The 12698-nt window shown below is 36.9% G+C and carries 8 protein-coding genes and 2 pseudogenes; 8 read left to right on the top strand and 2 right to left on the bottom strand.

What is annotated here, in order from left to right; genetic code table 11:
• The 5 genes from CXF72_RS11120 to CXF72_RS11095 all read left to right on the top strand — a co-directional run.
• Positions 1-779 (top strand): hypothetical protein (locus tag CXF72_RS11120; protein WP_198552572.1); only part of this gene is annotated, 779 nt, incomplete at its 5' end.
• Between the two features lie 911 nt (positions 780-1690).
• Positions 1691-2863, top strand: coding sequence for an AAA family ATPase (locus CXF72_RS11115; protein ID WP_101039094.1), 1173 nt, complete (start codon positions 1691-1693; stop codon positions 2861-2863).
• Positions 2863-3390 carry a hypothetical protein gene (locus CXF72_RS11110; RefSeq protein ID WP_101039093.1) on the top strand — a complete coding sequence of 176 codons (528 nt, stop codon included), beginning with the start codon at positions 2863-2865 and terminating at the stop codon, positions 3388-3390. Before CXF72_RS11115 ends, CXF72_RS11110 begins: the two co-directional genes overlap by 1 nt.
• Before the next feature lie 1185 nt (positions 3391-4575).
• Positions 4576-5100, top strand: a complete 525-nt coding sequence (locus tag CXF72_RS11100; RefSeq protein ID WP_101039091.1) for a transposase — start codon at positions 4576-4578, stop codon at positions 5098-5100.
• A 495-nt stretch (positions 5101-5595) separates the two neighbouring features.
• Entirely contained in the window at positions 5596-6099 is a 504-nt protein-coding gene (locus tag CXF72_RS11095) for a peptide-methionine (S)-S-oxide reductase (protein WP_101039090.1), read from the top strand.
• A gap of 43 nt (positions 6100-6142) precedes the next feature.
• On the opposite strand, the gene CXF72_RS11090 is transcribed toward CXF72_RS11095, so the two are convergent.
• A complete protein-coding gene (locus tag CXF72_RS11090) occupies positions 6143-7021 on the bottom strand; it encodes an EamA family transporter (RefSeq protein ID WP_101039089.1) in 879 nt (292 codons plus the stop codon).
• A gap of 302 nt (positions 7022-7323) precedes the next feature.
• On the opposite strand from CXF72_RS11090, the gene CXF72_RS11085 reads away from it, so the two are divergent.
• Both CXF72_RS11085 and CXF72_RS20255 read left to right on the top strand, forming a co-directional pair.
• On the top strand, positions 7324-7617 hold the full coding sequence (locus CXF72_RS11085; protein WP_232784962.1) for a YfcL family protein: 294 nt from the start codon (positions 7324-7326) through the stop codon (positions 7615-7617).
• A 274-nt stretch (positions 7618-7891) separates the two neighbouring features.
• A pseudogene (locus tag CXF72_RS20255) lies at positions 7892-8859 on the top strand (IS110 family transposase).
• Between the two features lie 487 nt (positions 8860-9346).
• On the opposite strand, the gene CXF72_RS11075 reads toward CXF72_RS20255, so the two are convergent.
• Positions 9347-10294: a HipA domain-containing protein gene (locus CXF72_RS11075; protein ID WP_157823241.1), complete on the bottom strand. Its 948-nt coding sequence runs from the start codon at positions 10292-10294 to the stop codon at positions 9347-9349.
• Positions 10295-11911: 1617 nt separating this feature from the next.
• Between CXF72_RS11075 and CXF72_RS11070 the strand changes: the two are divergent.
• Positions 11912-12555 (top strand): annotated as a pseudogene (locus tag CXF72_RS11070) (transposase); the annotation flags it as partial.
• Positions 12556-12698: the final 143 nt, after the last annotated feature.

The following is a 12698-nucleotide window of genomic DNA, read 5'->3' as shown; positions in this document are numbered from 1 at the left end:
AAGCCAGTGATTTCCAAAGAGCTTGGATTCTATGTGTTAATGAATTCAAGAGTGTTAAATCAGAAATCAAAGAGCTTGAAAGTGAAATCTTATTAGCACCTAAAAATAAAATGATGCAGAAAGCGCAGCTATACACAAAAGTGTTCGCTAGTGCTGATGGGGTTGAGTCATTAACAGGTGATAATGGGGTAGAGTCTCAGTTTGCTAATAGATTTAGCTACTTAAAGTTTGAAGGTAGCCTAGAAGATAGACCGCTATTTCAATCTGTTGGATCTGATATGTACTTCAAAAGCGTATCTGCTTATGTAGCAACATGGTTAAACAAAGCAGTCGGGGAAATGATAAAGCTTGGTGAAGAAAGCGCAAGAAAGGAATCTACTGCTCATATCAAAGGCTTTCATAATAAGTATGGAATTTCTGAATCATTCGGTGATGTTAAGGACAATATCAATGAAATTGCAGAAGAGTTCCTATTGTACTGTCTTAATATTGGACAAACAAAGAGAACACTAAAGAGAACTTACGATAGCTTAGAAGATGAAAGATTCGGTAAGTACATGTTCAAGCAATACGGTACAAGTGGATTAATATTAACTTCACCGAAGAAAGCGTTTGATGATTGGATTGACAGTACATATTCTAACAGTCAAAAAATAGGAATTAGGAAGATGAAAGATAAAATTTTCTACCTCATGCCTAGTATCAAAAAGCACCAAATACAAAAGGGTACGATGCCTATGCGTAAGTATGGGATTCTTTTAGAGGATACCACTATTTAAATTAATAGCCGTTGCTGTTTTGATTCTCTTTAACTACTTCATAAACGGGATTTTTTGGCTGAAAGTCCACGTTTTTAGCTCTTTAGCTCAACGGTCCAAGTCCATTTTATTTAATGTGGACAGCTATAAGCTATGCGGCCGAGTGGTTTAGCCTTGCTGTCCTCGATGTCCACATGTTTTGGGTTTTGCGGCTGTGTATGAAATATTATTGCTATTACCACTTCTCTTATATTACTTATTTATTTTCCTTAAACAGTAAAGTAGTGGACATCGTGGACACTTTCCTAGAGGCCTTATGTTTGCTGGTATTAGGCTGTCAGCTTAAAAATATAACATGTGGACAGCGATATATGGAAAACTCTGTAGCCCATGAGTTTCAAGGAGTTGAGCTGTCCATGTTATAAAATGGACGCGATGGACATGTAATGATAGCTAAGAGCAAAGGCTAGTAGTAACCAGACAGCACCTTAGATGGGGCTACCCTATTTAAGGTACTCCCCTCAAACTTTAAGTGTTGCAGGGGCGTAGACTCGCGTGGAATAGACACTCAGTGTTTTTTTAAATTTCTATTTATATAACCCTCATGGGCTACACCCCTTGCGATCTTTTAATGAGACTTAAAGAACATGGGCTACAGTTTAGAGAATAATGAATGATATTTTCTAAGTCGGTTTGTGCTCCTTTCCGAGTGAGAAATTGACTCACTAACGCCCCCATCGCCTTAGATCAGATGCTAATTATTAAAAAACTGCAAAAAGAAAGATCTGATCCTCGGCTCAATTCAGACGGACAAATAGCTCATCTAGTTAGGTTAAAACAAGTTTCGTGGTTTAAGGTTGATATTTTTCTGTTTACATTGCATTTTAAGTGGTGTAAAAACGGATTAAGTGTTTTAAATGGAATGTCATGTTATGAGAATATTAAAAATAAAGGTAAATGGTCTTAAACTTTTTCCTAATGATCTAGAAGTTGATTTTACAACTACGCAGCGTATTAGGAATGATAAAAGTGAAATGTTGCATAAAATATCTCCACAAATTCACCAGAACAATGCAATTGCATTTGTTGGGATTAATGCATCAGGTAAAACGACTACATTAAAAGTAATTTCATTCATAATTCAAATGTTAAATAATGATGCTATTAATAGTGTAAAGAATAACAGTATATTAAATGGTTTATCAGGAAATGATAAAATTGTTTTTGATATTTACTTTAGTGTATTTTCAGAGTCAATCTATAGGTTAGAGACAACGATAACAAAAAATATACTTAGTGATGATTTAGAAAACAATTTTGTTATAGAAAGTGAGACGTTATGGAAAAAAGATATTAAAAGTATCAGAGCTAAAAAAAATATATTTAATTTCTCAGGTATAGAGCCAATTCAAATAAGGAAAGGCGATGAAGAGTTCTTACCAGACGATGTTAGTATAATGATATCTTTAAACAAAAAAAATAATATAAAAATTAATTACGAAGATTTAATTAACTGGACAAATATAAATCTAATTAGGATTTTAGGTGATTTTCCACAGGAGCTAATAGCATTTTTAGATTCGAGTATTGAATATTTAAAAACTCACAGAGAAAAAGAAGGGGGTGATATTGAAATAAGATTGAAGTTTAAAGGTAAAAGTGAAATTTTAATGAATTCGCCACTTGAGTTGGCAAAGTATTTATCATCTGGGACGATAAAAGGAATTAATGTATTTGTTAATGCAATGATGGTGCTAAGGAAAGGTGGATATTTAATTATTGATGAGATTGAAAATCACTTTAATAAAGAGCTTGCAGCTACATTAGTTAGGTTTTTTATGAGTCATAAGGTGAATAAAAATGGTGCTGTTATTTTGTTATCTACACACTACCCTGAGTTATTGGATGAATTTGAAAGAAGCGACAATATCTATGTAACAAGGAATGATGGTGGGATTAGTGTTGAGAATCTTTCTAAGATATTAAAACGTAATGATATTAAAAAAAGTGAAGTATATCAAAGTGGGTATTTGGAAGGAACTGTGCCAACATATGAATCTTTTATAAAATTTAAAAAAGCCCTTATTCAGTTTGGGGTAAAATAATGGACTTAGGAGAAGGTTATGTGGCATGTATTTGTGAAGGCTCTGCCGAGCAAGCTATAATGGACTTACTCTTAGATTTTGATAAGTTAAATTTCAATCAGGATCAGTTATTAGAAGGGGAGATCATTCGAACTAGAGGCGCTAAACAATTTGAGAAGAAGTATTTACGTAAAGGTTTTACTAAGAAAATTACGGTTCTAAGGATATTGGATTCGCGAACAGAAAATTTTAAGCTGAGTAAAGTATACGTAAATAAGGTTTCTGTAATTGATATTATCACTGCTCCAGAAATTGAGATGTTGATTATAGTTAGCGAAGGTAAATATACTGATTTTAAAAAATCTAGAAAGAAACCGAGTGATTTTTGTAAAATGGAATTAAAATTCAGGAATGTTAAGAGTTATGATTTTGTAAAAAATTATTTCAATGACATAAATAAATTAATTGAAAGCATTTTTGAATATAAAAAGGTATCCAATATCAAGAATGGCGAATATACTATTTTTGATTTATTAAAACATATATAGTTACAGTATTTAACAATGAATTTGGGTGGATACATAATTATTTATAGGGGCATTTGAAAGCTTTTTTGTGTATTAGTTCAGGCTAGATCTGACAATTCTTTTTTTTGCTCTAAAAACTTCCTATTGAGATAATGCTTATTCTCAATAAGTGTTGTGGCTAAGTAAGATTGGCCACAGATTTGTCTGTTGTTAACTCGCTAACTAGGGGCGGAGCATTTTATTAGATACTTAGGATAATTCTAGTTAAATCGCTGGTGGCTTTTGGTTTAGGTAACACTACAGGTAACACTATTGTTTTTATTTTCAATAATTTACCTTTAACTGTTTGATATTTAACGGTTAATAAAGTGGGTTCGAAGCTGCCTATCGCACCATAACTTCTTTTTTTTAAAATGTTTTTGACTCCCCCAAAATATAAAATAAACCCCATTAAATACAGCTATCTAGAGCCCTTCAGCGTTCTATAATGTTTTGTACAATCCCACATTTAATGTAACCTCTGATGTAACTCCACTCTAATACGTCAAATCCGAGGTTATACCAAAAGAATTAATTAAGTGATCAGATTTGCCCACTCCCTTTGGCAGAGTGTTTTTACCTCTTCTACCTGATGCCTAAAGTTATACCAAACGTATTAAATTTATGATCAATGCCTTCAAAGGATAAAGTGTGCAGCAGCTCTCGGAACCGGGCCTTTAGGCTCGGCCTGTTGCTTTTAAGCCTGAACAGCACTTTAAAGGGACTACCACAGAGAACACCGAGGCGCTGCGCGCGACACAGAGAAAGACCAGCCCGTAGGGTGCGCACCGATTGCCACTGCCTGCGGAGCATAGAATGCACTCTACCCATTCCATTAATTAACTTCAGATCACAATTTAATTTCTTTTGTTATTATACCAATCCGCATAAATATCTGACCTATCTTACTTGTTAAAATTAACGCTAACTTCGTTATTTTCAATCTCAATAGCCAGCTATTGCTCAATCAAACGTCTTGCTATCATTACTTTTTCCTTCGCAATTTTAGACCATTTACTTATGCGAATTGTTATTATACCAATCCTCGAGTAACCTGATCAACGATAAGTTCATTATAACAGCAGCATAGCCACCCAAAATTATTGGCGAATATTTATCCACTTTTCTGACCTTTAGTTCTCTATCTTTACTTGCAGGTAATGAATAATGGCTAGATCAAGAAAAAAAATAGTGTGCTTAGATGACTCGCCGTATTACCACTGCTGCTCACGTGTTGTGCGCAATGCGTTCTTGTGTGGTATTGATATCACAACAGGTGAAAACTATGAACATCGCCGAGAGTGGGTGGATACACGTATTCTCGAACTTGCCAAGATCTTTGCAATTGATATCTGTGCCTACACCGTTATGAGTAATCACTTGCATCTTGTTGTTAAAGTGGATGCTGATAAAGCTAATAACTGGACAGATAAAGACGTACTGGTTCAATGGCATAAAGGTTTTAAAGGCACGTTACTGACGCAGAAATTCGTTAAAGATAAAGACCTTAATGAACTTGAGCTAAAAACCGTTAACCAATGCATTACCGAATATCGTCATCGCTTAATTGATATTAGCTGGCTTATGCGTTCACTCAGTCAACCTATTGCCAAGCAAGCTAATAAAGAAGATAACTGTACTGGTCACTTTTATTCGCTGCCATCCATGGCGCTCACCCTTCGGGCCAGCTAAAGCTGTTCTCATTTATTCCTTATAAATGAGTGGGAAAGACGTTTTAAGTCCAAAGCATTACTTGATAAAGCGACCATATTAGCTTGTATGGTGTATGTTGATTTAACCCCTATTCGCGCCAAGCTTACGATAACCCCTCAAACGTCTAGTTATAACAACGCCAGCGCCGAATTCACTCAGCTATAAAAGGTTATCTCAATCGATGATCAAAGAAGGACTATTATTGTTTATAAAAATGGGTGGCTTGGTTAGTTTGGTGGCTTGGTTAGTTTGCTGCGAGTAAAACCAAGATAATGCAAAATGAAAGACCTGAACCGAATGGCATTATTATGATCAATATCATATTGGGCGTATAGACTCATATCAAAACAACTGTTTGCTCCATTAACCCAGTGTTATAGTGGCTTATATTAAAATCGATTATCACTTCGAAATATCCTTCGCGTTAAAGTCAAAAATAAAATTTTTAATAATGTATCGAGGTTAATTTAAATTATGGAAACAATCTATTTTTCTGGAGGCTGTCTCTGGGGGGTGCAAGAATTTATGAAGCACTTACCTGGAGTGGAGAGAACTCAGGTAGGAAGAGTAAATGGTGCGACTCATTCAACCAAAACGGCTTATGATGGTTATGCTGAATGTGTGAAAATGGAATTTGATCCGGCTATTGTTTCACTTGAAACCTTGATTGACTATCTTTTCGAAATTATTGACCCCTATAGTATAAATAAACAAGGGAACGATGTAGGTGAGAAATATAGAACAGGTATTTACAGTAAAGAGACTAATCACTTACTAAAAGCAAAATGCCATATTGAACGGTTAGAAAATACATTAAATGATAAAAATCAAACAAGAAAAAAAGTGGCAGTTGAAGTATTACCCCTCACCAATTACATTCCGAGTGATAATGAGCATCAAGACAGACTAACGTTATTTCCTGATGATTATTGTCATATCCCTTTAAGGCTACTTCATAAGTATAAAAAGAAAACCTAAAAATAAAAGATTTTCTTTTTATACAGGTAAATGAATCCATAACTTATTGTGGGATAGCAATATGATTTTTTTTGTTGATGTATTCATTAAATGCAAGCGATGTGAAAATTAATCCTCCACCAATTAATATCTTCGTAATATCAGCTTCTTTATTCCAAATAACAAGATTTACAATAAGTCCTGCAGGAATCAAAGCATTGTTCATAATAGCCAGAGATCCTGTGTTTATTTTAGCTGCACCTTGATTCCAAGCAAAGTATCCAACCCCTGACGCCATCGTACCTAAATAAATCAAAATTCCCCACTGGATCGATGTAGTAGGCATTTTATCTGTAGATCCAAGCACTAGAAAAGCAATAAATGCAACAAGGAAAGCACCGATAAAAAACAATCCAAAGATAGAGTGTTTTGGTTGTTTTTCTAGTTCGGGTGTAGATTTTAGTAAGTATTTGTAACCTACTTGCCCAATTGCAAAGCAAAGATTAGCACCTTGGGTGATCATAAAACCCAAAAGTACATGTTCACTGATACTTGAATATTGAATATAAGCTGCACCTAAGACGGCCACTAACGTTGTTAACAAGTTTGTTCTATGAAACTTCTTACTTAAAATATCATTTAGTAAGGTGATATATATCGGTGTAAATACACTGAATAAAAGGACTTCAGGGACAGTAAGGTAAAGAAATGATTGATAATAAAAGCAATACATCAACCCCAATTGTACAGCGCCAATTGCAATTAACTTAATTATTGTGTCAATTTTAATTCCTTTTAATCTTAAAAAAGGTAAAAAAATCAAGGTCGCAATACCTATGCGTAATAAAACTGAAAACCATGCGTCTACATGACCTGAAAGGTATACACCAATTAAGCTAAATGAAAAAGCCCACATAATTGTAACGCTAGATAAATACCACATGAAAAAGCCTTTATTAAAAAATGAAATGCAATTTTACACAAAAAAATTCTAGATTCAATTCAACTCTAACGGCTCGTTTTTTGTGTTAATTACACCTTGATTTAAATGTTACCCCCTCCCCTTTAATTTCATATGTGGAATCAATAAGCAAAATAATTAAGCATCGTGACATTGTCCATTGCGGTTTGATACTTAATGCGAGAACATGTTTTCGTTGTAATGAGTTTCAGCCAGTTCTGATAATAGTTAATAGACACTATGTATTTATTCACAACATTCGTTAATACAAAAAGGAGAAAGGTTTGAGTCAAGATTCGATTTTCATCGAAAAATCCGACAAAATGGAGGCACATTTGTATTCATTCATCGCTGATGGTAGTGATCATGAGCTGTTTATAGCAAGTTATTTACATGGTCATTTTGATGTCGCGGTTGCGAATGTTGAAAAATTGATTGAAAGGGGTGAAGCTAGCCCGATTTTGACCTTACAGGCGACGCTTGATGCACAATTACAAAAAGCGTTCGATGATAACGAACTCAGCACTGAAGATGCTGGACAAGTTACCGCATTGTTTAATTTTCTATTCATATTATAATTTTCTATCAACGATAATAAATTGACGGACTTTATCGGAGAGCTAGGCATAAATACAGCGCCATTTGATTACCAAAGGTGCTGTATTCGTAAATCGATTAGCTTGGATTTGATCTGACATCCCATATTATATTGGGGCACAATATGCCTTAGACCAGATGCGAATTACTAAAAAAGGCAAAATGAAAGACCTGATAATCATATAGTAAGTTCCTACGATTCACGTTCAAGCCTAGAGTGTATGTTATACACATAGCTAAAACGAGGGCTTTAAAATGAAACTATATGGTGGTATTGATTTACATTCAAACAACAGCGTTTTTTCAATTAAAGATGATACGGGTGATGTTATTGCTCGACGTAAATTACCTAACGATATAAAACAAATCCTCCTGTTTCTTGACCCATTCAAGCCGCAATTGACGGGCTTAGTCGTTGAGTCTACTTTCAACTGGTATTGCTAGTTGATGCATTAAACGACGCTAACTACCAGGTGCATCTCGCTAATACGACGGCTATTCAGCAATACTCCGGCTTAAAATATGCCGATGATAACAGCGATGCTGACTGGCTTGCTGAAATGCTGCGATTAGGTGTCTTACCTGAAGGTTATATTTACCCTAAAGAGCAACGAACTATCCGTGATTTAATGCGTAAACGCATGCAGCTTGTTCAGCAAGCCACTCTCAATATTTTGTCCATTCAAGGACTATACATGCGTCATTTAAATTACAAAATGAGTAACAATAAGATAAAACAGTTAACGCCTGAAGTTATAATGACTCATTTCTCATCTGCAAACACGGCGCAGGCAACAATTTGTAATCTGACCGTGATGAAATGTCTAAAAGAGCAAATCAAACGATTAGAAAAAATCGTATTAACACAAGTTCAATTAACTAAAGATTTTCAATAACTGATCAGCATTGATGGTATTGGCAATATTCTCGCACTCACTATCATGTTAGAAACGGGCGATATTAGTCGTTTCGATAAAGTTGGGAATTATGCATCTTATTGTCGTTGTATCAGTGGTGCTCGTTATAGCAACGGAAAAAAGAAAGGTAAAACCAATTCAAAGAATGGCAACAAATACTTAGCCTGGGCATTTGTTGAAGCCGCCAATTTCGCCATTCGTTATAACAAAACTGTTAAAAGTTACTATCAACGGAAATTAGCAAGGGCTTGTTTTTATGTGTTACGAGATAAAGTACCGTTTACCGTTGAAAAAGCATTTTGTTAAGAATTTGGCATCGTTCATGAGTTATACACCGGGTTGGAGAAACCATTAGACCTGATTAAACCTTGAACGATACCATCTTATTTGTTGTAAAAAGAGTTGCCCAACGTTAAAGCCATAACGGGTTGGACGGTTTGAATAAGGCTGAGCCATAGATCTGTTAAGTTGCAGAAAATTCTGCAAAGAACTGGATTAACGTTGGCACTAAATAATTACTGAGGCTTATAAAGCCAAGAGCAGTAGTCATACAGCATTGCATGGCTACACCGCTTACTTCCCCATAATAAAAAGGCAGATGGGTGACTGGTGCATATTGACACCAACATTGTGATTTTTAGGTGTGTATTAATAAGCAATAAATTAGCGGTTCATGTACGATTTAATACTTGGTTAAAAAAACTAAGGAAACTTACATACCAGCTTGACCAGAACTTACTAATGGGTGACCCTCGGCTCTTTCCCGATTGGTAATATGAAGTATAGGCTCGCATCATTCGTAGTCCTTGATATAAGTAAGCCAATGCCTAGCAACGCCTTTAAATGAATCTGATACCCTATCGTCTACGGCGACTCTCTGCCAAAACTGTACGCCCAACTGACATCCAATCTTCCAGCTTTCAGTATCGATGCGTTTAGGTTTATTGACCTTTGGCGCAGGCATTGACACCTCTCCTGCGATGGGCATATACATCATCGGCAGCATATCGTATGCAGGTGTAATGCCTTGTACCTGCAATTCGTCAAAAAACATGGAAATGTTGCCGTTGTGTGCATCGCTATTAGCAATAAAGCTGCTAAATGCCTGCCATGTGTGCATCAGTTTAAAATCGTGGTCACTTACAAGCCCCTCTTGCTGCAGCAAGATACTGGCATCAACCCAGTTAGCGGCGTAATCACCACAGTGCTCGGCAAGTACGGATTCCAGCGATACCATTCCGATATGTCCCTGCAGATTGTTGTGAACAACGCGATCAAAGCGTGAGACTTCCAAGTACAGCCGCGTTCCATCGTCAAGTAGCTCAGTTTCAGAGGCATGTCCGTTATAGTCGCGCAATACTTCTAGTGCAAGGTGTTCACAGACCAGAAGATCCCGCATGCGCACAACGGTCGGATTATTCGAATCAATGCTTGGTGAGTATTTAACCAGACAAGATTTGTAGACATTGTTCTCGCGCCGTGTCGATGTAAACTTCGCCTGTTCACCGCCAGCGGTGCTCTGCCCGTTAACCGATACGCCTGTCTTCTGCGCACAGTCACCGTACTTTTCCAAGACCATTTCTAGGCTTGTGTTCTCCTGTTTTCGTGCTTTGGGCTGATATTCACCGGCAGAAAGGTACAGGTCACCCGTTATATCCAGTCTGAATTTTGTAAGAAATCTCAGCAGATCCGCATCCGTCCAGCGATCAGGCTGTACCGGCGCTTTGATCCTTCTACACACTCGCTTGGCGATGCGCCTACCGAGGAAACCTTTCGGCATAAGGTCGTGCATGTACCAAGGCAAACCATCGTATTCTATGATACTACCGTCCAGCTTCTCTAGGACACTACCGGAATAGGTCAACCATAAGTGACCGATTTCCTCAACCTCGGCCTGTGCGTTGATCTTCCGCAACACAATGGGTTGCTGCAGCTCGGGTACTGGTTTGGTATACAAATACTGTATGTTTTTGCCTTGCCCAAGGCGTGCCACGACACCTTGCGCAATGAGCGGGCGTATGTGTCGTGTGACGGTCGAGCGGCTAACACCTAAGACAGCGACAAGCTCCGCCGGCGTTACCAGCTGACAAGTTCTGAAATAGTTGCGAATACGTTCTTGCATGACGAGAACCCTTATTAGTTAAAACCCTTGTTACATAAAGGGTAATGGCACATAGTTTACACTCTAAGTGACGAGCATAGCAACGGCTTAATATCTTGCCTAGGTATTGTAGCGCTGGTGGAGTTTCATACTCAATTGAATCCTTAAGAGTAAATGGTGTCGTTTAGTGATTGACACCGCATGTCCGGCTCGGAAGCTACTGTGGCTGGAAGCTATCTTAGTTTTTTGGTAGCCGTTACTGGTCGTCGTTCACCTTAACTAAGTGTGGCACTTTAGGCCTGCGCCAAAAGATTAGATTACGCATCTCGTGCGTAGTGTTGGACGCAAAGCTCAGCGAAATATTGCCAGCCACACGTAGTTTTTAAATGCCATTCGGGTCAGGTATTTCTTTTTGCTTTTTAATAATTAGTAGTACTAATTCGCTCAGGGGCAGTGGAAATGTACTTGCTTCATACCGTTTACACATTCTTGGGTAGATATGAAAATCGGTTTAAAGTATTTCACCCCATCAGGATATAAATTTTCTTAATTAGCTGGTGGCTTTAATTTAATGTAACCTCTAATGTAACCTTTTTATTTTTATATCTCGAAGATGTATGTTAACTATTTGATTTTAATGTTTAAAGTTATTGGGTTCGAAGATGCCTATCGCACCAATTTCCTGTTTTAAAATGTTTTTTACCTTCCAAAAACTTAAATAAACCCCAGTAAATACAATCTCCTGAGCCATTCAGCGCTCTATCGCGTTTTATCCGCAACTCTTAATGCAACCTCCAATGTAATATCAATTTCATGAATTAACTTTCCAGATTTATTATTCAATCATCATTACGACTGCTTTAAAAGTGTCAATTTTTCCTTTGAAGGCATTGATTATAAATTTAATACGTTTGGTATCAATACGCGACCTCAGAAAAATAACAGGCCGAGCCTAAAGGCTCAGATCCGAGAGACGGTGCACACTTTACTATTTGGAACTGGGCCTTCAGGCTCGGCAATGTTTTGTAAAAACATCCTATCAAAAATGATCATAGCAAACGCATTAATTAAGTGATCAGATTTATTATTCAATAATCATTACGACTGCTTTATAAGTGTCAATTTTCCTTTGAAGGCATTGATTATAAATTTAATACGTTTGGTATTAACAGCAGCATCGCCACCCAAAATTATTGGCGAATATTTATCGACTGTTCTAGTCTTTAGTTCTCTATCTTTACTTGCAGGTAATAAATAATGGCTAGATCAAGAAAAAAAATAGTGTGCTTAGATGACTCGCCGTATTATCACTGCTGCTCACGTGTTGTGCGCAATGCGTTCTTGTGTGGTATTGATATCACAACAGGTGAAAACTATGAACATCGCCGAAAGTGGGTAGATACTCGTATTCTTGAACTTGCCAAGATCTTTGCAATTGATATCTGTGCCTACACCGTTATGAGTAATCACTTGCATCTTGTTGTTAAAGTGGATACTGATAAAGCTAATAGCTGGACAGATAAAGACGTACTGGTTCAATGGCATAAAGGTTTTAAAGGCACGTTACTGACGCAGAAGTTCGTTAAAGATAAAGACCTTAATGAACTTGAGCTAAAAACCGTTAACCAATGCATTACCGAATATCGTCATCGTTTAATTGATATTAGCTGGCTTATGCGTTCACTCAGTCAACCTATTGCCAAGCAAGCTAATAAAGAAGATAACTGTACTGGTCACTTCTGGGAAAGACGTTTTAAGTCCAAAGCATTACTTGATAAAGCGGCCATATTAGCTTGTATGGTGTATGTTGATTTAACCCCCATTCGCGGCAAGCTTACGATAACCCCTGAAACGTCTAGTTATAACAACGCCAACGACGAATTGACTCAGCTATAAAAGGTTATCTCAATCGATGATCAAAGAAGGACTATTATTGTTTATAAAAATGGGTGGCTTGGTTAGTTTGCTGCGAGTAAAACCAAGATAATGCAAAATGAAAGACCTGAACCGAATGGCATTATTATGATCAATATCATATTGGGCG

Source organism: Psychromonas sp. MB-3u-54 (assembly GCF_002836415.1).
Lineage (GTDB): Bacteria > Pseudomonadota > Gammaproteobacteria > Enterobacterales > Psychromonadaceae > Psychromonas.
Note: the sequence above shows the minus strand (reverse complement) of the source record. Positions and strands in the feature narration are given on the sequence as shown.

Bases quoted from the DNA above. Each gene is read 5' to 3' on its own strand.
- CXF72_RS11115 (WP_101039094.1), top strand. From the start codon at position 1,691: ATGAGAATATTAAAAATAAAGGTAAATGGTCTTAAACTTTTTCCTAAT.
- CXF72_RS11110 (WP_101039093.1), top strand. From the start codon at position 2,863: ATGGACTTAGGAGAAGGTTATGTGGCATGTATTTGTGAAGGCTCTGCC.
- CXF72_RS11100 (WP_101039091.1), top strand. From the start codon at position 4,576: ATGGCTAGATCAAGAAAAAAAATAGTGTGCTTAGATGACTCGCCGTAT.
- CXF72_RS11095 (WP_101039090.1), top strand. From the start codon at position 5,596: ATGGAAACAATCTATTTTTCTGGAGGCTGTCTCTGGGGGGTGCAAGAA.
- CXF72_RS11090 (WP_101039089.1), bottom strand. From the start codon at position 7,021: ATGTGGTATTTATCTAGCGTTACAATTATGTGGGCTTTTTCATTTAGC.